The organism is Paenibacillus tyrphae (assembly GCF_000722545.1).
Taxonomy (GTDB): Bacteria; Bacillota; Bacilli; order Paenibacillales; family NBRC-103111; genus Paenibacillus_G; species Paenibacillus_G tyrfis.
The window spans coordinates 18,582-42,509 of the sequence record NZ_JNVM01000047.1 but is presented as its reverse complement, the minus strand read 5'-3'; the positions used below and the strand labels follow the sequence as shown (position 1 = coordinate 42,509).

Here is a 23,928-nt window from a genome sequence, read left to right as displayed (position 1 = left end):
TTTGCAATTGTTATCTATACTATGGTTAGCTGGTTACATGATGTATACTACTTATCTTAGTTTAGCAGTAATTCGGCGGAATGGCAAAAGTTTGTACGCAAGCTTCGAGCAAGGTACGCAGCGGGGTGCAAAGCTTGCGCATAGCGCAGGCACAAGCCAAAAACCAGCTGCACCCAAACCGTATCCCTACGGCAGGCACAGCCGGTTTAGATTGTTTCAAGCCTAGCGGCCAGCGGGCGATAGGGCTGGGGTGGCTATTTGCGCGACCGTCTACGGCCTTGCGTTGTTCCCCGGCGTCTGCGCCGTCTCCTGCCTGACTTGTTGCTCCCGCTCTTAGAGGCGGCCGTATCTTTTTTGCCGAAGGAACCGAACAGCACCTTCAGCATCGGGGCGAATTGCTGAACGCTCTGCACCATTTTTTGCATTTTGCTGAAGGTTTCTACAATGCCTTCCACACCGCCGAGCTTGTCAATGACGCCTTTGACCTGCTCGACGTTAAAGCCTCCACCGCCCCCAGCCGCGCCCGTTGCGCCCGCTGCGCCGCCGCCTCCGAACAGAGAGGAAAAAAGACCGCCTCCCTCCTGCCCGGCCGTCGGCTGCAAAGCCAGCGGGTTACCGCCGCCGAATTCTCCGAAATCCCCGTAAGGATTGCCTGCGCCCAGCCCTGCGGCGGGCGTAAGACTGCTCGTAAATACTTGCTGCTGGCCCGGAGCGTACACTTGAGGCGCGGCATGCGGGTGCGCGTACGTAACGGCACGCGGATAGGGCACCATGCCTCGGTTGCCAATCATTTGTCTTGGATAGCTCATCGTTTCACAACCCTTTTATTCATAGTAATGTCGCAAAGTTCACCTTGTCGCACTTTCCTCTATAGGCGGTTTCCTAGTATACTGTATGTGGTGGGCGAATGATTGGATTGGACTCCTGTCACGATTTTTATGATTTTTGCCCAGTTTCGGTTTAGTTCGCTACCGCATAAAAATAGCAACGTTTTGCTAACTTAAAGGGAGGAATTCACTCCCAGATGTCGAAATAGGTTATGGACTTGGGAATTCATCGATCTTAGCAGACCATCAAGGGGTTGAAAATTTGTAATGCAGCTGAAAAAGTTAAATGATAAAGCGATCGACCAATTATTCGAGGCGATCCTGACACTCAAGGATATAGAGGAATGTTATGTGTTTTTTGACGACTTGTGCACGGTGAACGAAATTCAGTCGCTATCGCAGCGGCTGGAGGTTGCCCGCATGCTGCGCAAGGGCAATACCTATAACCAGATTGAAGCGGAGACCGGCGCCAGCACGGCTACGATCTCGCGTGTCAAGCGCTGCTTGAACTACGGCAACGACGGCTACAAAATGACGCTGGAGCGCCTGGGAAGGTAAAACGAATATTACCTCTTACCGCGTCCGGACTCGATTACAACGGAGCACTCGAACAAATCCTTCTCGCCGGGTCGGTGGAGTGGGATTTTTCGTGTTCGTGCGGCTGGAAGCCATGCTGCGGGACACGATCTTTTTCCCCCGGGAGGGATACGGTGTGGTAAAATACGGTATATTAGTGATAAGTCACGGGTCCCGGAGCGAGTCGTGGGTCCGATTAGTGGACGAGGCGGTCGGCGCCGTACGGCTTCCTGCAGAAATACCGGTCTTTTCCTCCTTTTTGGAAATTGTGGAAGGAAGCCTGATCCAGGACGGCATCACGCACTTAGAGTCGCTTGGCGTTACGAATATCGTCGTCGTTCCGCTCTTCGTTTCGTCCGGCAGCACGCATATCGATGAGATCGCTTATGCGCTGGGCGCCAAAAAAGCGCCGCAGCTGCCGACGGACATGGTGCCGTTCGCTATTCGGGCACGCATTCACTTGACGACGCCGATCGACGACGACCCGGTGATCGCCGAGATCGTCTATGCCAAAATCAAAGCGCTGTCAACGGACCCGGGACGCGAAACGGTGCTGCTCGTCGGCCACGGGAGCATCGAGAACGGCTTCCATCAGCGATGGAGGCGGGGACTGGAGCGGCTGGCGGAGCGCCTGAAACGGCTCGGCGGCTTCGACGAAGCGGCTTCGGCGATGCTGCTGCCCAACCAGATTCCAGACCGGATGGAGCAATGGCGGAAGCGCAAGCCGGGGCATACGGTCATTGTGGCGCCGCTGTTCCTGAGCGAGGGGTATTTTACCGAAGCGGTCATCCCGGAGCGGTTGCAGGGGTATTCGTATCGGTACAACGGTGAAGCGCTGCTGCCGCATCCCGGCATTTCCCGGTGGATTGAGCGGCAGATCAAGCCTTTTGTCGATAAGATGCAGGACGGAATGCGAACGCGGCTTTAGCAGTTTTTTTGCGGTCAAACGACCAAGGGTCAAAAATGCTTTCATACGATTTCTTATGTGAACGGGTGAGAGAGAGAATGGCACAGCAAGCCAAACGGGCAAGGCTCATATATAATCCGTCCTCCGGCCGGGAGGAAATGAAGAAGCGGCTGCCGGAAATTTTGCAGCGGCTGGAACGCGGCGGGCTGGAGACAAGCACGCATGCGACGATTGGGGAAGGCGACGCGACGCTCGCGGCGGCGGAGGCGGTGGAACGGGGGTTCGATATCGTCATCGCGGCCGGAGGCGACGGCACGCTGTACGAGGTGATCAATGGCTTGGCGGAGAAGCCGAACCGGCCGCCGCTCGGGATTTTGCCGCTCGGGACGACGAACGATTTTGCCCGGGCGCTGAACATTCCGCGGAACTGGGAAGGTGCGGTGGATGTCATTCTGCGCCAGCACGCGCGCGTGATCGACGTCGGGAAGGTGAACCAGCGCTACTTCATCAACATCGCCGGCGGCGGATCGCTGACCGAGCTGACCTATGAGGTGCCGAGCAAGCTCAAGACGATGATCGGCCAGATGGCCTACTATATGAAAGGGCTGGAGAAGCTGCCGCGGCTGCGCCCGATCGAGCTGTACATCAAGACGGCGGAGGTGGAGATGCACGAGGAAGTGATGCTCTTCCTCATCTCGAACAGCAACTCCGTCGGCGGCTTCGAGCGTCTAGCGCCGGACGCGTCGCTCAGCGACGGTCTGTTCGACGTGCTGATCCTGCGCAAATGCAACCTCGCGGAATTTATCCGCGTCGTCTCGCTGGCACTGCGCGGCGAGCATTTGTCCGACCCGAACCTGATCTACCTTCAAACGAAGCAAATTCAAGTGACGTCCCCCGACTACGTGCAGGTGAACCTGGACGGGGAGCTGGGCGGCACGCTGCCGTGCATTTTCACGAACCTGCCGCAGCATCTGCACATCTTCATCGACGAGACGGGCCAGTCGACGTACAAGTCGCCTCCGATCAACCTGATGAAGCTGCCATGGAAAACGAGACCCGGAGTGGACGAACATGAACAGGAAGAATAAACGACGCCCGGGCGCGCCCGCTGCCGATCTCAGCGGCCTGCCCGTCGCGAAGAACGAAGAATATATCGCCGACGTTGTCGGCTTAGGGCATGACGGAGAAGGGGTAGGCCGTGTGAACGGCTTTACCCTTTTTATTCAGGGCGCCCTGCCCGGCGAGAAAGTACGGGCGAAGGTGCTCAAGGTGAAGAAGCAGTACGGCTACGCCAAGCTGCTGGAGATTATTGAAGCAAGCCCCGACCGGATCGACGCGCCCTGTCCGATCTACAAGCAGTGCGGGGGCTGCCAGCTCCAGCACCTGAGCTACGACGCGCAGCTCCGCTGGAAGCGCCAGCTTGTCATCGACAATCTGGAGCGGATCGGGAAGCTGCGAGTGGCCGGAGCCAAGGCGGAGAGCGACGTAGCCGAGATGGAGGCTGTGGCGGAAGCAGGCGTGGGAGCTGGGAGCGGCGGTGCGAGGGATACGGGCATCGTGGTGCATCCGACGCTCGGGATGAGCGCCCCGTGGCGGTACCGCAACAAGGCACAGGTGCCGATCGGTCTCGCCGGGGGCAAAGAGGGCGGTCTGATCGGCGGCTTCTACGCGCAGGGCAGCCACCGGATTATCGACATGGAGGCGTGCCTGATCCAGCACGAGAATAACGATGCCGTCGTCGCGGCGGTCAAACGGATCGCCGTCGAGCTCGGTATCCGGCCGTACAACGAGGAGACGGGCAAAGGGCTGCTGCGCCACGTCATCGCCCGCTACGGCTTCAACACGGGCGAGATCATGGTCGTGCTCGTGACGAACGGTCGCGACATCCCGCATAGGGACGAACTGGTCGGGCTGATCCGCGAGGCGATCCCGGACATGCGAAGCATCTGCCAGAACGTCAACCGGCAGCAGACGAACGTGATCTTCGGCGACGAGACGCGGGTGCTCTGGGGCAGCGAGGTCATCTACGATACGATCGGAGATATCCGCTTCGCGATCTCGGCGCGCTCATTCTACCAGGTCAATCCGGTTCAGACCGAGGTGCTATACCGGAAGGCGCTGGACTACGCCGGTCTGAGCGGCGAAGAGACCGTGATCGATGCCTATTGCGGCATCGGCACGATCTCGCTCTTCCTCGCGCAGAAAGCCCGCGAGGTGTACGGCGTCGAGATCGTCCCCGAGGCGATCGAGGACGCGAAGCGCAACGCGCTGGTCAACGAGATCCGCAACGTGCGGTTCGAGGTCGGCGGCGCGGAGGTCGTCATCCCCGAGTGGAAGCGACAGGGCATCACGCCTGACGTGATCGTCGTCGACCCGCCGCGCAAAGGCTGCGACGCCGCGCTGCTGGAGACGATCCTTGCGATGCGTCCGGAGCGCGTAGTGTACGTCTCGTGCAACCCGTCGACGCTGGCGCGCGACCTGCGCGTGCTGGAGGATGGCGGGTACCGCACGATGGAGGTGCAGCCGGTGGATATGTTTCCGCATACGGTGCACGTAGAATCGGTGGCTTTGCTGGTGAGGAATGGTCCAGATTATTAAAATCCTTATATTTACTGGGTTTTTCGATGTGATACAGAGTTTAAATATTAGTGGTACAGAGGACGAAAATCAGACTTGATGTAAAATTGATGTAAAAATCGATCAGAAATAAACCTAAATGAACCGAAGACGCCAGGAAATACCTGGCGTCTTCATTATTATCCTTGTGCAGTTTTAGATGTAAAGAATGATTCGAATTTATCAGCAGCGGCTTGATCTGCAGTTCGGAGAGCATGGCCGTAAATATTCATTGTTGTAGTAATGCTTCCGTGTCCTAACCGTTCTGAAATGATTTTGGCATGAACACCTTGATTAATCAGAATTGTAGCCGAGGTATGCCGAAGATCATGGAATCGAATGTATCGAAACCCGTTTTTCTTAACGAACTGTCGAAACCAAAGATAGGGCCGTTCATGATGGAAAGGTTGTCCATCTGTATGTGAAAACATAAAAAACCAATTGCCGCCGCGCCATGCATCCCCGATGTCATTTCGTTCTTGCATTCTGTAGTCGTAATATTCTTTTAGCTCTTTAAGCATGGATCTTGGTAATGCAACTTTACGAATGGATTTCTTTGTCTTAGGCTGTTTCACGATGATTTCACCCTTCAGAGCATGAATCATGCTCTGTGAAACATCTAATACGCCCGTGTTAAAATCAAGATGCTTCCATTCAAGTCCAAGCAACTCACTCCGTCGTAACCCGGTTGTAAGAGCTAAAGTAATCATTATCCTCCAGTGGTAAGGTTCACGTTGCAGGGCTCGAAGCATTTGTTCAACTTCTGCTTCATCATAGGGGATAATCTCCTTTGAATCGACTTTTGGTTTTTGCACGTCACTAACCGGATTTCGTTTGATGATTCTCCATTCAACTGCACGTTTTAGAATGTTTTTTAAGATACGGTGATTAATTTCGATCGTTCCAGAGGCTAATCCACCGTTTTTTTTATCTCCGCGGCTGCCCTCTTTTTCAAGTTTATCGAGAAAGTTTACAATATGGAGGGGGTTGATATCCTCCAATTGCATGTGTTGGAAAGCAGGAAGGATACGAATTTTTAGATTCGATTCGTATGTATACAGTGTCTTATAACCCAAATGTTTAACAGCATATTTATCGCGCCACTCTTCAACAAATGCTCCAAATGTCATTTTCTGAGGTGCGATATATTCACCAGCCTCAACTTCCTGACGGAACTTTGCATATTCGCTTTCAGCTTCTTTTTTGGTACGGCAGTTAACGGTTTTTGTGCGTCGTATATACTTACCTTGGTGGTCTTTTCCAAGGCTTACAGTCAAGAACCACGAATTGTCTCCACGCTTTTGAATGTTAGCCATACTAAATCTCTCCAACTCCAGAGTGTTGTGCTCTGCTGTAAAGAATGAAAAATCAGCAAAGTATATTTACATTTTTCCCCTTAATGTTTCAAAAGAAACGTGGATGACATAAATTACAGTATTGAAAAAGGGCCTCACCGTTAACGGGACCCTTAAGTTTGGTATATACTTATTGTCATTTCCTTATAATAATTTAGTGAGTAGTTTTTAATGTGGAGCAAGGTAATGAATTGTGTCCAATAGTAAGTTTGGTTCCACTGTTCTATGATTGTACATTTTGATGGTGTTACGTAGACTCCTTAAATTAAATTGTGAGAGACCAGTTGCACCAGCTAATCTTCTTACCTTTTTTTCAGAACATAAGAACTTGTTGGTACGACAAGTTCCGAGCTTTCCCTAGATTTTAGCAAGAATACTAACATTGATCCGGGTACAGGAATTTGCCTCCATTTAAGTTTTCCTTGAATGGAAATTTTTTTTGGGGGATATCAATCTGATTCCAACGCAAATTAACAATTTCAGTTAAACGTAGTCCGATCAAGCTTAGAGACATGACTGATAAAATTTGTTGGTCATTTTCATGTGCCCATTTTATTGCGAGGCTTATCTCTTTGATATTTATATTATTCATATAACAGTTTTCCTTTGTTACAAAATTTGTTTTTTTCATTTGTGCCATTAAAGAAGTATGGGGGAAGCTTACGGTTACACATTTATTACTGTTGTTCATCCTCCTTGGCCAGGATTTTGGCTAAGTCATTCAACGGTGGGATATAGCGTAATGTTGTAGCCATTATCTGATGCCCGAGCTGCCTTTGAATTTCGACCATATTCATTCCGGCTGATTGCATGAGATAGCCAGCAGTACGCCTCAAATCATGAGGGGTTACAATCCTAGATAAGTTAGCGTCGAGGCATAAATCCTTTAGGATTACCTGTAACGCTTTATAGGTTAATGGTTTTTCTTTCCGAAAAAACAGCTTGTCATTACCTTTCTCTGCCCAAGCGATATAGTTCGGATGATTGATATACCGTCTAAGCTCTTCTGATAGGGCAGTTGTGATACTGGTAGAACGAGCATCATTTTTCTGCCCTTGTATAATCATTACCATCCTGTTCTCTAGGTTAATACTGGTTCGAGAAACGGATCTAACTTCTGAATTCCTAAGCCCCGTAATCAACATGAACCAAATCAAAACGAATTCCTGACGGAAGAAAGGATCTTTTTTTAAGGCAGCACCGAGCAGAGCAAGGCATTCCTCTTTTGAAAGTGCAGTATTTTTGATCGGCCGGTCGTAATATGGATTTGGATAATCCTCCATCGGGTTTTGTTGAATTAACTCCATATCATATAGGAATTTAAAGAAATTTTTTAAAGAACTGATCGCATTGTACATAACATTCTTCGTTGCCTGATAATCCACGCGAAGGTATTCTACAAATTGGTCGATAAAGTATTGTTGAATGGGACGAAAAGAGTCGGGATGCTTTTGGCTGGCATGAAACTTGTCGAAATCAAGTTCTCCTTCAAACCCTCTTAAATGTAAATACTTTTCAAATTTTCGTAGATCGCGTTCAACATATTCCTTCGCCGTAAGATCTACATGCTCATACCAAAATCTATAGTACTTGGATTCGAACAAAATGTTGTTCATCTATTGGATCTCCTTAGAAAAAATCATTGACTTTTAGATTTCCTAGCGGATGTTGATTAATAACTTTGACAAGCATGCTGTCAAACATTTTAAGATAAACTAATGTTGAACTGAGCCATTTGTGCCTAAGCAACTCCTGAATGGTGTATATATTTACACCGGACTCCAGCAAATAAAGGGCAAACGAATGACGAAGGGAGTGTACGGATAGTTGATAAACGCGTTTGTCATCATCAGTAATCGTTGACGCCTCGTCAATAAGACTGGTAAACATTTTTTGGATTGTACTCTCATGCAGTGGTGATATCCCTTTATCGTCGGAGAACACATATCGTTCAGTATAATCGGTCAAGTCCTTAAGAGCGCCATATCTGAAATTTACATACTTACACAGCAATTCAAGCGAAAAGTTAGTGATTTTGCATGGGGATTTAAAGTCTTTTTCGCCCTTCGAACGAATGTAAATGTCTTGCGTCTGCGGTTTTATGTCCCCAATTTGAAGAGAACATAATTCACTGAGGCGAATTCCGGTCCCGAGGAATGTCCATAGAATTATAAAGTTCCGATGGGACTCACGACCTAATCTTGCTAGCATGATCAACTCTTCAATTTGTTCTTTGGTGAATGCACGCGGTACACGTCTTTTATCGACCTCTACCTTTAATACCCGCTTTAGTTTATCTATCTTTTGTTCATAAAAATGCTCAAGAATGGTTCGCAAAAAGCTTCTCAAAAATGCAGCCTTTTTGCTTCGTGTATTTTTATTTCTCACTGGCGCTAAGTAATCGCTTAAAAATTGAGAGGTGCAAATCGTTTTGAAATCCGGGTCTTGATCGAAATGTTGGTTACAGAATTTGATAAACAAATTCATTTCATAGCGGTAAGCTACTTGTGATGCTTTTGCAAGTTCTGTAAATGAATCACTCGAAAAATAGAATTCGACCGCATCATGGAGCATCACATGTTCGGAAGGTTTTTCGTTGTTAGTGACTTTTGGAACCCAATCCATTTGATTTAACGCTTGCAGAAATTTATGGGGGCCGTATGCTTCGGCCATTTCTTTAATCTTGTCCTCTAGTAAGAGGTCCATTTCAAATTCCTTATCGTAAATAGGCATGCTCATTTACCTCCTTGATATGAATAATCAAGCTTATTCAATTCTTGAGAAAGCCAATTCGACTTCTGATTAAGATGGGTATATAAACTGACCGTATCCATCTTAATTACCCGGGAAAGTGCCTGAAGCACTTGTGGTGGCGGGTTTTGACCCGCTAGATTCGTTACGAAACAATGACGGAACAAATGTAATCCACCAGGGAAAGTCCAGCCAGCGATTTGACTGTATAATTTATAGTTTTCTTGAAGTTCTCTTATCATCTTTTTTGGATCATCGCCAAATAAGTACTTTGACGTTGATGGAATACTCTTGATCATTTCTAGATCACGATAGAGTTTTCCCGCCAGCGGCAGTTCGTGATGTTTTCCGCCTTTGCTGTGAATAGAAATCGTTCGGATCTCCATATTAATGTCATTCAAGGATATTTGCGAAACTTCCATAGAGCGCAAGCCAAGTGTAAGCATAAATTGAAAAGCGATACGCTCCAAAAGTGGATTTTCGGAATACGTTTCAATCACATTAAAAAACGCAGTGATCTGTTCTTTAGTAGGCAGGTTTCGGAAACGATATCGAGACGCTTTGATTGATTTAATCTTTTTTGCGGGGTCTGGAAACCCATAAGTTTTTTGCAAAAATAGAAAGAAGCTTTTAATCGCATAGATGCATTCACTGATGGTGATTGAGCTGTACTCTCCTTTTCGTTGTTTCTTTAGAAGGTAGGAACGAAATTCCTGTAGGTGCATCTCTTTAATAGATAAGATTGGAACTGTATGAGTTTTACATGCTGCGAAATCCTTCATATTGTTAACTAACCAGAACAGCATAGAATTGATGTGAGTTGTGACTCTTGCTAGGGTATGTCCGGATTTTCCTTCTTTTGTTAACTGCTTCATATACATTTCAATTTTCGGGTGAACTGGCTTTCCTTTACGATTTTTTAGCGGAGAAAATAGAAGGCTATATTTTTCTGTATTGTGCAAGGGAGTTTTTAGATACTGATTGGCATGCTGAACGACAAACGCTATCAGTTTTTGTTGCATGCCAGTTGTTGCAAGTGATGTTGATAAATAAGTCAAAACTTCATCACTCAGTAGTTGTTCATCCATAATTTGGCTTGCAGGTATTTTCAAATAGACGCCAATTTTTTGTGCTAGTTCGTGGACCATGATATACTCTTTATAGAAAATAAAGGCATCTTTGGTCATTTTGCGAAGGAGATACTTCTTTAATATTTCCGTTGGGATCTCTAAGATCACTTTGTTTTCCCATATCCATTGGTTGATTCCTTGTCGGCCAAGGTAAATGTTTACGGGTGTTTCTAACTGCTGTAGGCTGTTTGCATAGAGCATGTTCTCAATCCTCGCTCGGGTTATTTTTCTAATATCATGATCGTCACCACGGCGAGTAAACATACCTTCATTGAGAAGAATCTTTTCGGCAAAAGAAGCATTCTGCCGAAAAGATTCTTGTTTTTTTGTAGATTCCAGATCATTGATCTGGTGAGGGTTTTGGTTCGAAGATTTTGTTTTTTCGAAGTGGTCCACCTAGGTTTCCTCCATTCATGTCCTTTTGATACTTAGCGTTGACACGAATGGGGAGGTGGTTCATTTTTCTTAGTTCAACTAAATTGGGGCTAACTTGAAAACTTGTGACGGTAACTATTTCAGTCTGTGGTATTCCGTATGCTCCCGATACTTCTTCAGTTCGTGAAGAATTCCTTCGTATGAAGGTGATGTTTCGTTTTTAGGGATAATGACCCATAACGCCCGTTTGGTTAGCGGCTTAAATGGACGATATGTTGTAATCATGTGGTTAGCCATCGGAAACAGTTTCAGAAGTGATTCCCGAAGCACCTTATCGATTATAGGCTCGTGATTCAGATGAAATTCAAAGTAATCAAATTCGGGGTATGTCGTCACCCAGCGACCGGTTAAAGCAGTTGATTCCTGTTGGAACAACTCTGGGGCATTGACAATCACGTATCCTCTAATGCTCAATACTTTTGATCTTTCATTCGCCAGATCATTAAGGTGTATTTTTTTTGATACTCTTTCTTCAAAGTACTCCGGCGATTCAGAGTAAGAATATGGATCAGGAATCTCATAATTGATAAGCTGCCACGGGTGCTCAAAAAGAACGCTAAGTTGAAATGGCCGCGGCCAATTTGGCTTGGTAGATTCGTTAAATAGATTACTTACTGCACCACTTGATAGATCTAGCTCTACCATGATATCTGCCCGTTCGAGTCTGTAGAGTTTAGCACATAACTCTCGCCTAAAATTAAGACTGGGATCGTTCATCAGCCTTTCCCAATGCTCTTTGGAACTTTGCAAAATAAGCAGTTCATAATGGAAAAGGCTTAGAATGTTATTTCTTGCTTCAACAACTGCACTATCTACGGGCTCTTTCTTCTGGGTCTCAATTAAGTATATGTTGTAGTGCTCGTGTACTGTGCTGCGATTCGTCTTATACATTATTGGATCAAGTGTCATATGTTCATCACCACTAACCATGATATCGCAGTTTTAGGAGTGCTATTGAAATTCTTAGTCCGACTAAGTATTCGTAAACCCGTCGTATAAAAGGAAAGATTTGATACTATATGGTACACCTCCACTAAAAATTATTAGACGTAGGAACTTGAATCTGTAAATATGCATAAATTGAAACCACTTTGTACCTAATCCCCATCAAAAGCTTTATACAACGTGAAATAGTAGGATTAAATCATCCTTAGTCAGACTAAGGATTTCAAGGAAAAGCAAAGCAATGACTATACTTTTAATAATGAGTTCGAGCAGAACACCTCCAAGGGAAACAAACTTTTTTAATATGTTTACAGGCGCACTGTAAGTGAACCGATTCGATTAAAAATTAATATGCACATTAAAAACACCTTGAGATAAATTTCTCAAAGTGTTTGCAATTTAAAAGTTATTAGCTAGATCGGGAGAATTGAGAAGACAGCTTGGAATTCAGGTTCTCCGCGTTTAATCACGAATTAGGCATGCTTAAAGAGAGCATAACTTTAGCCGCTAGGGGGAGCGTGATTACAGCTGAGTGCTGTTTTGGCCTGTGGAGAACAGGCACGAGCATGAGGAGAGCTCGCGTGGTAGATGCAGGTACATTTTAACAAAAAAATGATTAGAAATATAGTAAAGGAATGATGTAACTTGAAAAAAATTTTTACTGTTTCTGAGATAGCCCAGTATTTAAATGTATCAACCGACAGTATCTATGCAATGGTTCGGGAAAAACAAATTCCTCATGTTAGAATTCGAAGAAGGATTATTTTTTCTATTGAAATAATAGAGGAATGGCTCAGGAATCAAGGTGGAATTTAACAAGGGGAGCCCGGAAGCCAGTTCTACGAATCGGAATGGGGGTGGTTGTTTTTGGGAAAGGAAATCAACAGGTGACCCGGATATCTCGTATGCATGAAACGATTCCAATGATGTAAGTCTTTGCGGGTAACAATAGCAGCGGAAAAAGTACAATTTGTAATCTCATCGTTGATCGGCTAGGGATTAGTATTTTCAATAACATATCGGTCGGATTCTCCTCAATGGGATGAGCGCATTGAGCAGAGATTACAGATGTAGAGTGAACAGTCAGACAAATTGGGCTGTTCTTTTTTTATATTAATGAAAGAAATTCTTCGTAGTTCCTTTTAACCATGATACGATAAAACCATTACCAGCCGAACAGCAGATGAGCAATCAGCAGCCTACAGCTTCAGGATTCACTTATGGAGGAGCTGTTGTCAGAGGAGTTCAGACCACTTATGTTTGCACTTTTGGGCAAGGACAGCGACACAGGATTATCTCAGGAACAGCTTGAACTTGTTTATCGTGATTTGTCAGAGGAGGAGCGAGGCGTTGAGGCTGTTAAGCTGGCATTGATCTCGCTTGGGTGATCCGTATAGCCAGCCGAAGGCGGGGCAGGATCGCTACACAGATTGTAGTTACCTTGTGCAATGGGTTTATAAGCAGCTAAATATTCAGTTGCCGCGCACTGCAGCGGAGCAGGCACGTTATATTTAGAAAATGAGATGGCAATACAATATGAAGATTTAGCAACAGGTGATTTGGTCTTCTGGAGTTATGAACAGAATGGTCGTTTTATGGATATTACGCATGTAGGTATTTATGCAGGGAATGGCTAGGCGGTCGATGCATCCTCCAGGCGTGGGCAGGTGGTTTGTCGGAATTTGTTTGATGGGGATAAGCGGGTGATGTATGGGAGAGTAAGATAACTATTGTATTTATACCCTTCCTAAAATAACTCGATTTGATAGATTATCAAGTAGAACAAGATGTTGCCCTGTACCTTCAAGCTAGCCAATGATTGGATAAATTAATTAGCTTGGCAAGGGTAGCTCGGAACAAAAAGTGGTGTTATAATTAATGATGGATTGAATTGAAGAGGTGATGTAAAATTAAATATTTAACAATTGTAGCTTATTTGCTGGCTATTATTTCTTCAAATGTCGTAACAGCAGGAATACCCCCATTTTTTATTGGACCCTTTATTATTCCGGCAGGGACATTTATAATAGGGGCAACATTTATATTCCGCGATTTTGTGCAAAATTTTGTTGGTAGGCGGAAGACCTATTTACTCATTTTAATAGCAATGGTTTTATCGGCATTAACATCATATTTACTTGGGGATACACTTTGGATTGTATTTGCTTCAATCATTACATTTGCGGTATCCGAGACTACAGATACAGAAATTTATTCACGCCTTAAACTACCTTTTCATATGAGGGTAGCATACAGTGGTATTGTTGGAGGAATACTAGATAGTATTATTTTTGTTGTTGTGGGACTATCACCATTGGGGGCCAATATTCTTCCCTGGAATGCTGTATTTCTGGCGATTGTTGGTCAAATCATTGTTAAGACATTGGTTCAATTATTTGCTGCAATTATTGTGAAAAAAATTTTTTTAAAGCATGCAAAAGTTGTTTGGAAATAGGGCGTTCTCGCCCTATTTTATATTGGTGTGAGTAAAGGATGGGATTTTTTTGTCAAAACGTATTCTTGTTGTCACTTCTTGTACTGGAGAGAAGTTACATAAACCGATAAATCAACTTGTATTCGATGATTTCAAGAATAAAGATGTATTAAAACAAAGAGAAGCAGAATTGTTGGAATTCAAAGAACGTGCTGATGAAATGTACACAGGGAGTCAGCACCTTGCTCTAATGAGTGGTATTAAAGAATATCGGCAACAAGGTGGAAAAATTGACCTATGCATTATTTCAGCGGGTTATGGTCTTTTGAATGAAAACTCTCAGATTGTTCCCTATGAAGTGACTTTCAATACAATGGACTCGCAGACTATAAAAAAATGGGCGCGCGAACTTGAAATTACACAAGCTTTGCAAACAAAAGTTGCGGACTATGATCTTATTTTTTTCTTACTTGGAGATAAATATTTGCAAGCAGTGGAGTGGCCATTAAAGCTACAAAGTAATCAAAAAGCGATCTTTTTTGCTGGAGCATCCAGTCGTTCTAGGATTCTAAATTGGGACGATTATCATGTATTAACTATTGGGGAAAAAGAAGCTAAGACATTTAAATATGGTTTGATAGGAATCAAGGGTTATCTTTTTTCACATTTATTAAAGAGCATCATTTCGGATAACATTGATCTAAAGTGGGACGCAATTATGTATAGTCCTAATCAAATTAGAGAGTATATTTTCAATTCAATTTCCTCTAAAAAACAACTTGAACTTTTTAGTGACATATCAGGAAATGAAGACTTATTACTGTTTTATAATGAAATGTTTCCTGTGCCAGATGAGTTAGTTGCTATAAATTGCATTGAAGAACCAAAATTTTATCTTCCAGAGAATGATGATAGGGTCGATCCAAATTATGATTTTATGAGTGATTTCTCTGAGAAGAATAGAAATCCATTAGAAAACGATGTGTACGCTCATCAGATTTTTGAAAGACCTCAATTTGATGGACTCCTTGTTTCTAAAGTGAACATCGATAATGCTACAAAGTTGAAAAATCAGATGATTCAAGATATGGGATTGCACGAATTTTATCGACTTCCTAGAGAATATCCGATTATGGGTGATTGCGGTGCCTTTAGTTATATTGATAAAGAAGTCCCGCCTTATACTACTCAAGAGATCATTGACTACTACCACAAACTGGGGTTTGATTATGGAGTGTCAATTGACCATCTAATAGTAGGCCCTTTTCAAAGAGATGAAAATATAAGAAATCAGCGTTATGAACTAACCCTTACTATGGCGGAAGAGTTTATACGGATGTATAGGGAGAATAAGGAGACAAGGAATTATCAGTTTCATCCGATAGGTATAGTTCAAGGATGGGACCCACCTTCTTTCCGTAGAGCAGTAGAGCATCTTATTGGACTAGGTTATGACTATATTGCCTTGGGTGGTTTAGCCAGAGAACAATCTGAAAAAATATATGAAATTCTTAAAGAAATAGCACCTGTTATTCCGAGTCCTACGTTTCGTATGCACTTGTTTGGAGTTGCACGAGATATGAAAACAATGGAATCCTTCCATAAACTAGGCGTGACTTCGTTTGACTCATCTTCTCCCTTAAGAAGAGCGTGGTTAGGAACTGGACATAACTATCATACCTTAAGTGGTAAACATTACACAGCGATTAGAATACCTGAAGCAAAAGAAACGTCCGGAAGAGTAAAAAAAATGATGCAAAATAATGATGAGATTGAGTTTGATCAATATAAGAGGCTCGAACAGGAGGCATTAATCGCTTTAAGGGAATTCAGTGCTGGGAAAAGGGAATTATCATCCACACTTGAAGCTATACTGGAATATGATAAAATTCTAGGGGAGAAGCGCGAAGTGCATGAGGATCTCTATAGAGAGGTTTTGTCTGAACGTCCATGGGAACAATGTGGCTGTAATATATGTAAGGAAATTGGAATCGATGTGATTGTATTTAGAGGTAATAATAGAAACAGACGAAGAGGGTTTCATAATACTCATGTCTACTACAGTCAAATTCAAGAATTAAAAAAACAGTGGAATAATTAGTGCGCAAATATGCCTTAGTGTGATACACTAAGGCATATTTGCGTTGGGGGAAATTCCATGGTTTTTACTTTTGAAAACGTAAGAAATTTAACCAGAAAGAATAGTGACGTGTATCTTGCTGTACTGCCATTAGGTGTGATTAAAGACTGGGGTTTTTCTATAATTCAGTCTGATGTAGTTGGCGAAGACGTCATTTTAGTAAATTATGATACTGTGGTAAGTTTTTTAAACGATAAGTTACAAGTGACGAACCCCCGGTTTACTTATAAATTGCCCAACGGCAGTATCAGTGATGAATACGTCGTTCTAATTGTATCTGAAACCCAGTACTTTCCTAGCTACTGTATGCATCAATTAATGTCATATGAGCGTTTTGAGCGGTTGATTGAGAAGGGGGAGAAAATAAGCAGCAACTCCACAAAATTAATGACCATTAGATCGCTGCATGATATTTTCAAGGACTTTCAAAGGTATCGAGTTGAACATAGCCTATGTCCTCAATTAGCTAAAGATTTAATTAAATATGTTGAATCTATAATGAATCATTATCCTGAACTAGGATATCTTCCTGTAGCACAGAGGAAACAATTTCGAAAAAAATCCATTGCTGACTCAGCCATTGCCTGGTATTGCTATATTAGATATTTCATGGAGCAGTGGACTGAGGATTCTCATCTAACCAATCAGCCGCGGCCGCTACTCACAGAAGAATTTCATTATGAGAATTGGAATGGTCAGTTTTTTGACCGAGACAACCCAGTGCTACTTGTTAATAAAGGAAGTTTTAAATTTAATGATGCACAACGCGATTTAATATATGAAATATGGAGACAATGGATAAAAGAAGCCTGATGGCTTCTTTTTTTTATATTCAAAGAGTAGATGAGTGATGGTGAACTGTGATACAATCAAATTATCACGTATAATCACGTATATTATTTGAGCTAGGAGATGAGGATATGGAATTTTATATTGGTTGGTCACATAGTGATGCAATATTTTGTGATTACTTTCCTCAATGTCCAGTTTTAATTAGTGCAATACCAGACAATAGAGGAGGAGTAAAAAGGTATAAAAATAAACCTAGCAAGCTAATACTAGACTGTGGGTCAGTGTTTTATGTTAAACAAAAAGTTAGGCCTCCGCTAAAAGATGTTTTTGATATTCAACTCTCGCTCTTAGAAGATTGCGAAAAAGAAGCAATTGTTCGAATGGTTCATTTTGACGAACCATTGTTAAATAAGTTCTCTTTATCTGAACGTTACATGGCGATAGAAAGAACGCTATTTAATGCGTATGAGTATTTCAATATTTTTCATAAATGTAATCTTCCGAAATCTGTTCAACCAATGGGAGTCATTCAAGGTTATGACCAAGCTAGTATTGAGTTTTCAGCTTATGAACTGATCAAAATGGGGTATACGAAGTTTGGAATTGGATCGTTACTTTTTAAACATCAGACCCAGCAAATTGAAATGATCAGAAGGGCAGCAGATGTTGTAGGGCCTTCAAACCTGCATGTATTTGGAGTAACAGGAATTCCCCAACTCAGTGCAATGGTTGATATTGGTGTAAGCTCATTTGATTCAACACGACCAACGATGGCAGCTGCGTTCTTTCAAGTGTTCTACAGCAGGCCATTTAGAACCTTTTTCCTCTCAGAATCTCGAGCTAAACCCACAAGTCCGCGATTGGAAAATCCGCTTCATTGTGAATGCCCTGTATGTGAAAACGATGCAAGACAAATATTAGTCCCATCCCCAAGAGAATATATGAAGTTAAGATCAATCCATAACTATTACCACTTACTTAGAACATTTAACGATATTTTAGAAAATAAGAAGAGGAGGAGCGAGCATGTTGTTTCAAATGTGCTACGGACCGGAAATTGAAGTGATTTATGAAAATTTAAGAACTAATCCAGGACTGGATGTAAAGATGTTAAAAACAAGATTTCAGTATGGTGATAACGGGGACATTACATCTTTAATTGAATGCGGCTTGACCGTATTAGAGGATCTACAGTTTGTATATAAAGACAAATCTCAATTTTTTGTACTACAAGACAAGCCATGGTGCAACAAAGAGGTTTTTTTTAAGTTAAGGGAACTTTCAATGTCTGAAGATCTACCTAGCGATTCGCTTGATAAAATATTTGCTTCCCTGTTTGAACAGTTATTTGTAAAGCCGGATCGATTGTTTGTGAGTAATATTCACTATCAAATCAATAGCCAATTAATGAAAACATTAGTCGGGCACGAGAAAGTTAATGCCTGGAAGCGAATGATGGAGTGCTGGGGATTGGGTAGACGTATATACTCAGGTTTCTATGCACTTCCACAGCTTTCGTTAATGAAAAGTATCATTAAGGGGAATGAGGCATGGGAGGGTGGATTGCATCCATTTTGTGAAAATATTATTCATCCGGTCATACCGTGCTTAACATCTGAAGGAAATATATACAGAGGGGTTATCTTTTCTTTAATGGCGTTACATCAAGAAGGGGCGTTGGAGTTGAGTTACGTGCAAGATTTACCCTATAAATCATATGGACCTAAAAATGACTTCAATTGGATAAAGGTGGAGAGGAGATGTGATTTAAATGATGCCTTGTCTCAACAAAAATTCGCTTAAACTTTTAGTAGGGACTGCAGACGAGCGTTACGACCAATCGCCTGAGTATTTTAGGAAAACCCATTTCCCTCAAGTAATGCATAGATTTAATGATAGTCAACTGATCGCCGAGGTTACGGAAGGCGAATTACTGGAAGAACTCAAAGAAGTTGATTCTGATGGCAACAGGGTTTATTTAGTATTTGGTTCAACGGGATCAGGGAAATCTGAACTGCTTCGTTGGCTAAAAGATAAATGGTTAGTGGAAGTATCTGAACGACCGGTGATACGAATTTCACGAACGGAGTTAAACCCTCAGACACTGATCAAAAAATGTTTAGATGCATTAGATTTGTCTTTAGATGTTTGCATTGATGAAGATAAGTGGGGGCTATTACTCAAAAAGCCTATTACGCTTATTAATCAAATGGTTTGGACAGCACTTGCCGAATCGCTGGAATCCGATGAGGAAATTGTTCCAGCAGCACTATTGTTGAGACCTATAATTGAGAATAACATTGTTGAATTTACTTCTCAAATTAAACGAGGAAAAATCAAAAAACCACTAGAAGTCCTGCATCGTGAGCAGTTCGAATCTTTACTTGCTAATACGACTCTTAATATCTCCCTGGAGTATGCACCATTTCGACAAACTCTTTCTCGGAAACTAGACCATTTTCTTTTTGAGGGACGGGACATTGGAACCCTGTTTAAACAATTGTCGCAGCAGATAAAAAGCAAGGGTATCCGTCCATTGCTACTAATTGACGATCTTGTTCAATCGGTTAACATTTATGCAACAAATATATTGGATCAACTTATTACGTTAGAAGAGGGTAATTGGGATGTAGTAATTGGTCTAACTCCTGGCGCGGTTCAGGACACAGAAAAAGGATTTAGTCTTACTCAAAGAATCAAGAATCTTGATACTATCAATGACCGTGTGAAAAAGTTATGGCTATCTGACGAGTCAGGAAAAGACTTTTTCAACCTAGATCGTAAACAAGTAATTCCATATATGGCTAATTACCTTACACAGTTGAAAGCAACACAAGGCTTTAAATGCTCTCCTGAATGTCCTTACTACAACCAATGTTCAAGTAATACCCTAGAATCAAGCAATAATGATTCTAAATTGAGCGATATTGAAGTGCAGTTGCTTCCATTTAATAGTCATATGTTAAGGCGAACGTATGATGCAATTCCAATGGGAAAAGGGAAATTACGTTACATGATTTTGAATAGTAAAGAAGTTATTCGCTTTTTTCTAAGAGGCAAGAAAGATATTAGTAGAATTCTTCCTCTTATTAGAAGGGAAATGTTCGCCGAGCATACTGATGTTTTAATCAAAACTCTCGCAGAATGGTATGCATCTGAAGAAGCGGGGAAGATTACAATTTCTGAACCTATATTAAAGCACTTTGGATATAAGGACAGCCAAATCGTTGTTAAACTAAATAGTATTGAAAATAGCTTAAGAGAGGAGCAGCAATTTCTCGAAGAGCCGACAAGAGATAGTAATACTGGTTTCAATGAAAAAGAAGTAGTTAGAGATTGGGTGGAAGGAAGAGAAGTAAATGAAGAATTATTATTACCGGTTAGATCTGGGGTGGCGGCATTGGTGCATGATGCTATAAAGGGGGTTCATATGTCTCGCTCATTCACATCGAGAACCTCCTCAACCATTCAGCGAAATGAAGTTGTGAATCGAACACGGTATCCAATTACACTCCAGGATAACAATGATGAGTCTACAATAAGCGTTAGTAGGGGTTATATTGCTATTCAAATTGCCAACTTTCAAACAATGAAATATTCAGAAAAGGTCAAGACATTTCAAAAAATTTCTAATGAGTATGAAATTGCTAAATGGATACACCAAGCAGAGTCAATCCATGAGGAATGGCTTAATTCTCTTGAGCAGGCTCTTGGGTTGAAACTTCCTGTTTTTGTGTACGGGATGAAAAATTGGGTTCAAAATGCCCGAGTATACAGTGAATCATTATGGGCCTCAAATGTAATTCAATATTCTCCCTTCCGAACAGAATTAACAGCCCTGCTTGAGGATTGTTATTCAGATTGGTACTTGTTACGTGATAATTTTTTTCAGCCGCCAAGCAATGCCATGTTGACGAATGAAGAATTTGATCGTTGGTTTAGAAATCTCACGCCATCGAACACCCTAGAAAACTATCAAATTGGAAACACTACTCTAAGGGTATTTCTATCACAATTGAAAGAAAGTTACCACAGATACTCTGATCTACTTCACGAAAGCTTTAAGCAGTCATTTCAGAAAAGAACATCTATGATTCCATTTTTAATTGGTTCGGGCAATTTGAAATTGATAGAACTTGCTGGACGGATTAAAGCTTTTAGCGAGAAGAAGATTGTTACACAACAAGACTTTGTTACTTACACTTTGCTGGAACAAGAATTAGAAAATCAAGAACTTGCCGCTCAATATAAGAGGGCTACTACTTTAAACGATGAGATAAAACAGTTAACCAAACAATTCGACGAGATGGCACTTGAAGTTGCAGACTTTCTTACTGAGTGTAACATGCAAACAAACTATGAACGAGATGAAGCGGAAATTACTGAAAAAGATGAAGTAGTGTGGTCTGAATTGGAGGCGAATAAAGCAAGCTTAACAACTATTGTGCAGGAACTATCAAGTTTAAACAACTGCCTTGCTCTCACTCCGCGGAATTTAGTGAAGCATCTGCTGAGCCTTCAAATTAAGTTAGAAGTTTTAGATCATATTAAGAACCTCCAATTTAGATTAGCAAATTGTGCGAATCGTCTAAAGAAAAAGAAACTTATCGGTTCTGAATTGGTTACCTTAATTTCTGAATGGCAATCTATAGATTTCTATCAACTAAGAGATTGGGCCGAAAGAAAACTTCAGCATGAGCAAACAAAATTGCATCTTCTCCAAGTAATCAGAAATGACCTTGATTGTGAAGACATTGGAAATATCTATCACCTACTAGAAAAGATAAATGAAAGTCCACAAATCAGACCATCAATAAAACGTCATGTCCGATTACTGGTTGAAAATGGTTATAGCACACTTCCTCCAGTACAATGGAAACGTCTGCTGGATGAAATTAAAGAAAAGTTCCCAAATTTATTTGATGTTGTAGAGATTAGATTAGTTGTAGGGGACAATAAATAGTCGACTTTCGATATGATAGGGCATCTGTTATCATTAGAAATGAGACTGGTAAGAAAGTGGGTAAAGCTAATGACTAAAAATAATAATAAAGCCGTCGTGGTATTTAGTGGCGGACAAGATAGTACAACATGTTTGTTCTGGGCAAAACAGCATTTTAGCGAAATTGAAGCAGTGACTTTCAACTATGGTCAGCGCCATTCTGCTGAACTTGAGTGCGCGGCGCGAATCACAAAGGACCTGTCCATTAAACATCATGTGCAGGATATGTCCTTGTTGAACCAATTGGCCCCTAATGCGCTAACACGATCAGATATTGATATAGCAAGCGAAGAGGGGAAGCTGCCGACAACATTTGTAGACGGGCGTAACCTTCTCTTTCTCTCTTTCGCAGCAATACTTGCGAAACAAATTGGAGCCAAGCATATCATCACCGGCGTGTGCGAAACCGATTTTAGTGGTTACCCTGATTGTCGTGATGTGTTTATTAAGTCATTGAATGTAACTTTGAATTTATCAATGGACTACCAATTTGTAATTGAAACGCCATTGATGTGGCTAAATAAGGCACAAGCATGGAAACTTGCAGACGAACTGGGAGCATTCGAATATATTCGTAATAATACGTTGACTTGTTACAATGGTATTCTTGCGGACGGGTGTGGAGAATGCCCGGCTTGCATTTTACGTAAGAGAGGACTGGAAGAATATCTGTTAAGTAAGTAAAAAGAAATACCTCAATTGGAGGACGATAGTATGCTTCAACAAATATATCCTTCTGTGAACCATTCGTTTGTTTACGAATTGAATAAAGATCTTCAATTTGCAGCCGCGCATTACATACCAAGTGATCTCGCTGGAAAGTGCAGTAGAATACATGGTCACACTTATTTTATGAATGTTTGTATCGTTGGCGATGTCTTAGATGATACGGGGTTTCTTGTTAATTTCTCTGATCTTAAGGCACTTATACATGATCGATTTGACCATAAATTAATCAATGAAGATCCTCTATTTAATGAGGAGCAAGGAAACATATTTCCTAGCACTGAAGTTGTTGCGCGAACTGCTTGGACAATAATACAAGATTATCTAGATTCGCTTCCTAACCAACCCAAATGTCTGCAAATTTTTTTGAGAGAAACTCCTACTAGCTATGTGATCTATCGCCCCCGGATAGGAGATAGGTCATGAGTAGTAATACGATTCCCGTCCTTGAAATATTTGGGCCAACTGTTCAAGGAGAAGGACTTGTTATTGGTCAGAAAACGATGTTTGTTCGAACAGCTGGCTGTGACTACTCCTGTTCATGGTGCGATTCGTCTTTTACATGGGATGGTTCTGCAAAGGAAGAAATCAAGCAACTGTCTGCTCAAGCGATTTGGGATGAGTTAGTGTCTATTGGTGGAATAACGTTCGAGCATGTTACAATTTCTGGTGGGAATCCTGCGCTAATAAAAAATATTGGTCATTTGGTTAATTTGCTTCATGATAATGGAGTTCGTGTTGGGCTAGAAACACAAGGAAGCAGATGGCAAACGTGGATGAGGGATATCGACGATTTGACGATTTCCCCTAAACCACCAAGTTCAGGAATGATAACTGATTGGGACAAGCTTGATGGAATCATTCAGAATTTGAATGGTGAGAACAATGAAGTATGTATCAAAGTAGTCGTTTTTGATGAATATGATCTTCAGTATGCCGTAAAGGTTCATAAGCGTTATCCTCAAATGAGGCTTGTTTTACAGGTCGGCAATAAGGATGTAACCACTGCAGATAAGGAAGCATTGGTGTTCGAGTTATTAGAGAGATATGAGTGGCTGATAAATCAAGTAATGGATTCCTCAGAGTTAAAACAAGTTAAAGTTCTCCCTCAGTTACATACTTTATTGTGGGGGAACAAGCGTGGGGTTTGAAGCAACAAAAACGAGCATTCCTTTATATTGGAATGCTCGTTTTTGTTGTTTCAAAATTGATTAGGGACTTATTTGGACAGCCCTTTTTATTTATGTGCTAATTTTGATTTTGGGTAACACTCCATTCGGGTTTTATGGTAA

At 42.3% G+C, this 23,928-nt stretch carries 23 protein-coding genes; 16 read left to right on the top strand and 7 right to left on the bottom strand.

Annotated elements, in window-relative coordinates:
- Positions 1 to 254 precede the first annotated feature (254 nt).
- Positions 255 to 809, bottom strand: coding sequence for a hypothetical protein (locus ET33_RS38750; protein ID WP_051775973.1), 555 nt, complete (start codon positions 807 to 809; stop codon positions 255 to 257).
- Between the two features lie 285 nt (positions 810 to 1,094).
- Between ET33_RS38750 and ET33_RS33420 the strand changes: the two genes are divergently transcribed.
- The 4 genes from ET33_RS33420 to rlmD all read left to right on the top strand — a co-directional run bounded on the left by ET33_RS33420 (position 1,095) and on the right by rlmD (position 4,908).
- On the top strand, positions 1,095 to 1,385 hold the full coding sequence (locus ET33_RS33420; protein WP_010494821.1) for a YerC/YecD family TrpR-related protein: 291 nt from the start codon (positions 1,095 to 1,097) through the stop codon (positions 1,383 to 1,385).
- Positions 1,386 to 1,539: 154 nt separating this feature from the next.
- Complete coding sequence (locus tag ET33_RS33415) at positions 1,540 to 2,331, top strand: sirohydrochlorin chelatase (protein ID WP_036692785.1); 792 nt, start codon at positions 1,540 to 1,542, stop codon at positions 2,329 to 2,331.
- Positions 2,332 to 2,408: 77 nt separating this feature from the next.
- Positions 2,409 to 3,398 (top strand): diacylglycerol kinase, encoded by a 990-nt coding sequence (locus ET33_RS33410; protein WP_036692732.1) that lies wholly within the window; start codon positions 2,409 to 2,411, stop codon positions 3,396 to 3,398.
- Positions 3,382 to 4,908 carry a 23S rRNA (uracil(1939)-C(5))-methyltransferase RlmD gene (gene rlmD, locus ET33_RS33405; RefSeq protein WP_200879271.1) on the top strand — a complete coding sequence of 509 codons (1,527 nt, stop codon included), beginning with the start codon at positions 3,382 to 3,384 and terminating at the stop codon, positions 4,906 to 4,908. Before ET33_RS33410 ends, rlmD begins: the two co-directional genes overlap by 17 nt.
- A 158-nt stretch (positions 4,909 to 5,066) precedes the next feature.
- Here the strand turns inward: rlmD and ET33_RS33400 are convergent, their stop codons facing one another.
- The 6 genes from ET33_RS33400 to ET33_RS33375 all read right to left on the bottom strand — a co-directional run bounded on the left by ET33_RS33400 (position 5,067) and on the right by ET33_RS33375 (position 11,506).
- Positions 5,067 to 6,242 carry a tyrosine-type recombinase/integrase gene (locus ET33_RS33400; protein ID WP_036692729.1) on the bottom strand — a complete coding sequence of 392 codons (1,176 nt, stop codon included), beginning with the start codon at positions 6,240 to 6,242 and terminating at the stop codon, positions 5,067 to 5,069.
- A gap of 415 nt (positions 6,243 to 6,657) precedes the next feature.
- Entirely contained in the window at positions 6,658 to 6,972 is a 315-nt protein-coding gene (locus ET33_RS33395) for a hypothetical protein (RefSeq protein ID WP_036692727.1), read from the bottom strand.
- Positions 6,959 to 7,897, bottom strand: a complete 939-nt coding sequence (locus ET33_RS33390) for a tyrosine-type recombinase/integrase (protein ID WP_036692723.1) — start codon at positions 7,895 to 7,897, stop codon at positions 6,959 to 6,961. The genes ET33_RS33395 and ET33_RS33390 overlap by 14 nt, the downstream gene beginning before the upstream one ends.
- A gap of 13 nt (positions 7,898 to 7,910) precedes the next feature.
- A complete protein-coding gene (locus ET33_RS33385) occupies positions 7,911 to 9,014 on the bottom strand; it encodes a tyrosine-type recombinase/integrase (RefSeq protein WP_036692719.1) in 1,104 nt (367 codons plus the stop codon).
- Positions 9,015 to 9,016: 2 nt separating this feature from the next.
- Positions 9,017 to 10,558 (bottom strand): tyrosine-type recombinase/integrase, encoded by a 1,542-nt coding sequence (locus tag ET33_RS33380; protein WP_036692715.1) that lies wholly within the window; start codon positions 10,556 to 10,558, stop codon positions 9,017 to 9,019.
- 114 nt (positions 10,559 to 10,672) lie between these two features.
- On the bottom strand, positions 10,673 to 11,506 hold the full coding sequence (locus ET33_RS33375) for a hypothetical protein (protein ID WP_036692714.1): 834 nt from the start codon (positions 11,504 to 11,506) through the stop codon (positions 10,673 to 10,675).
- Between the two features lie 681 nt (positions 11,507 to 12,187).
- Between ET33_RS33375 and ET33_RS38155 the strand changes: the two genes are divergently transcribed.
- From ET33_RS38155 to queE, 12 genes are all read left to right on the top strand, one after another.
- Positions 12,188 to 12,358, top strand: coding sequence for a helix-turn-helix domain-containing protein (locus ET33_RS38155; RefSeq protein WP_081890619.1), 171 nt, complete (start codon positions 12,188 to 12,190; stop codon positions 12,356 to 12,358).
- A gap of 404 nt (positions 12,359 to 12,762) precedes the next feature.
- Complete coding sequence (locus ET33_RS39560) at positions 12,763 to 12,930, top strand: hypothetical protein (RefSeq protein WP_200879270.1); 168 nt, start codon at positions 12,763 to 12,765, stop codon at positions 12,928 to 12,930.
- Entirely contained in the window at positions 12,923 to 13,057 is a 135-nt protein-coding gene (locus ET33_RS40840) for an NlpC/P60 family protein (protein WP_200879269.1), read from the top strand. Before ET33_RS39560 ends, ET33_RS40840 begins: the two co-directional genes overlap by 8 nt.
- A 421-nt stretch (positions 13,058 to 13,478) precedes the next feature.
- Positions 13,479 to 13,997 (top strand): VUT family protein, encoded by a 519-nt coding sequence (locus tag ET33_RS33370; RefSeq protein WP_081890618.1) that lies wholly within the window; start codon positions 13,479 to 13,481, stop codon positions 13,995 to 13,997.
- Between the two features lie 49 nt (positions 13,998 to 14,046).
- On the top strand, positions 14,047 to 16,077 hold the full coding sequence (gene dpdA, locus ET33_RS33365; RefSeq protein ID WP_036692707.1) for a tRNA-guanine transglycosylase DpdA: 2,031 nt from the start codon (positions 14,047 to 14,049) through the stop codon (positions 16,075 to 16,077).
- Positions 16,078 to 16,134: 57 nt separating this feature from the next.
- Positions 16,135 to 16,929, top strand: coding sequence for a hypothetical protein (locus ET33_RS33360; protein ID WP_036692703.1), 795 nt, complete (start codon positions 16,135 to 16,137; stop codon positions 16,927 to 16,929).
- Between the two features lie 107 nt (positions 16,930 to 17,036).
- The gene (locus ET33_RS33355) at positions 17,037 to 17,969 is read left to right on the top strand and encodes a tRNA guanosine transglycosylase family protein (protein WP_036692700.1); all 933 of its coding nucleotides are present in this window, start codon (positions 17,037 to 17,039) and stop codon (positions 17,967 to 17,969) included.
- Positions 17,935 to 18,711: a hypothetical protein gene (locus ET33_RS33350; protein WP_036692697.1), complete on the top strand. Its 777-nt coding sequence runs from the start codon at positions 17,935 to 17,937 to the stop codon at positions 18,709 to 18,711. The genes ET33_RS33355 and ET33_RS33350 overlap by 35 nt, the downstream gene beginning before the upstream one ends.
- A complete protein-coding gene (locus tag ET33_RS33345) occupies positions 18,680 to 21,871 on the top strand; it encodes a hypothetical protein (RefSeq protein ID WP_036692696.1) in 3,192 nt (1,063 codons plus the stop codon). The genes ET33_RS33350 and ET33_RS33345 overlap by 32 nt, the downstream gene beginning before the upstream one ends.
- A 39-nt stretch (positions 21,872 to 21,910) precedes the next feature.
- Positions 21,911 to 22,594 (top strand): 7-cyano-7-deazaguanine synthase QueC, encoded by a 684-nt coding sequence (queC, locus tag ET33_RS33340; protein ID WP_152570740.1) that lies wholly within the window; start codon positions 21,911 to 21,913, stop codon positions 22,592 to 22,594.
- 30 nt (positions 22,595 to 22,624) lie between these two features.
- Entirely contained in the window at positions 22,625 to 23,062 is a 438-nt protein-coding gene (locus tag ET33_RS33335; protein ID WP_036692693.1) for a 6-carboxytetrahydropterin synthase, read from the top strand.
- A complete protein-coding gene (queE, locus tag ET33_RS33330) occupies positions 23,059 to 23,787 on the top strand; it encodes a 7-carboxy-7-deazaguanine synthase QueE (RefSeq protein ID WP_036692690.1) in 729 nt (242 codons plus the stop codon). The genes ET33_RS33335 and queE overlap by 4 nt, the downstream gene beginning before the upstream one ends.
- Positions 23,788 to 23,928: the final 141 nt, after the last annotated feature.

Excerpts from the sequence above, each read along its gene's own strand:
- ET33_RS38750 (WP_051775973.1), bottom strand. The coding sequence starts at position 809 with ATGAGCTATCCAAGACAAATGATTGGCAACCGAGGCATGGTGCCCTAT.
- ET33_RS33420 (WP_010494821.1), top strand. The coding sequence starts at position 1,095 with ATGCAGCTGAAAAAGTTAAATGATAAAGCGATCGACCAATTATTCGAG.
- ET33_RS33410 (WP_036692732.1), top strand. The coding sequence starts at position 2,409 with ATGGCACAGCAAGCCAAACGGGCAAGGCTCATATATAATCCGTCCTCC.
- rlmD (WP_200879271.1), top strand. The coding sequence starts at position 3,382 with ATGAACAGGAAGAATAAACGACGCCCGGGCGCGCCCGCTGCCGATCTC.
- ET33_RS33400 (WP_036692729.1), bottom strand. The coding sequence starts at position 6,242 with ATGGCTAACATTCAAAAGCGTGGAGACAATTCGTGGTTCTTGACTGTA.
- ET33_RS33395 (WP_036692727.1), bottom strand. The coding sequence starts at position 6,972 with ATGAACAACAGTAATAAATGTGTAACCGTAAGCTTCCCCCATACTTCT.
- ET33_RS33390 (WP_036692723.1), bottom strand. The coding sequence starts at position 7,897 with ATGAACAACATTTTGTTCGAATCCAAGTACTATAGATTTTGGTATGAG.
- ET33_RS33385 (WP_036692719.1), bottom strand. The coding sequence starts at position 9,014 with ATGCCTATTTACGATAAGGAATTTGAAATGGACCTCTTACTAGAGGAC.
- ET33_RS33375 (WP_036692714.1), bottom strand. The coding sequence starts at position 11,506 with ATGACACTTGATCCAATAATGTATAAGACGAATCGCAGCACAGTACAC.
- ET33_RS39560 (WP_200879270.1), top strand. The coding sequence starts at position 12,763 with ATGGAGGAGCTGTTGTCAGAGGAGTTCAGACCACTTATGTTTGCACTT.
- ET33_RS33360 (WP_036692703.1), top strand. The coding sequence starts at position 16,135 with ATGGTTTTTACTTTTGAAAACGTAAGAAATTTAACCAGAAAGAATAGT.
- ET33_RS33355 (WP_036692700.1), top strand. The coding sequence starts at position 17,037 with ATGGAATTTTATATTGGTTGGTCACATAGTGATGCAATATTTTGTGAT.
- ET33_RS33350 (WP_036692697.1), top strand. The coding sequence starts at position 17,935 with ATGTTGTTTCAAATGTGCTACGGACCGGAAATTGAAGTGATTTATGAA.
- ET33_RS33345 (WP_036692696.1), top strand. The coding sequence starts at position 18,680 with ATGATGCCTTGTCTCAACAAAAATTCGCTTAAACTTTTAGTAGGGACT.
- queC (WP_152570740.1), top strand. The coding sequence starts at position 21,911 with ATGAGACTGGTAAGAAAGTGGGTAAAGCTAATGACTAAAAATAATAAT.
- ET33_RS33335 (WP_036692693.1), top strand. The coding sequence starts at position 22,625 with ATGCTTCAACAAATATATCCTTCTGTGAACCATTCGTTTGTTTACGAA.
- queE (WP_036692690.1), top strand. The coding sequence starts at position 23,059 with ATGAGTAGTAATACGATTCCCGTCCTTGAAATATTTGGGCCAACTGTT.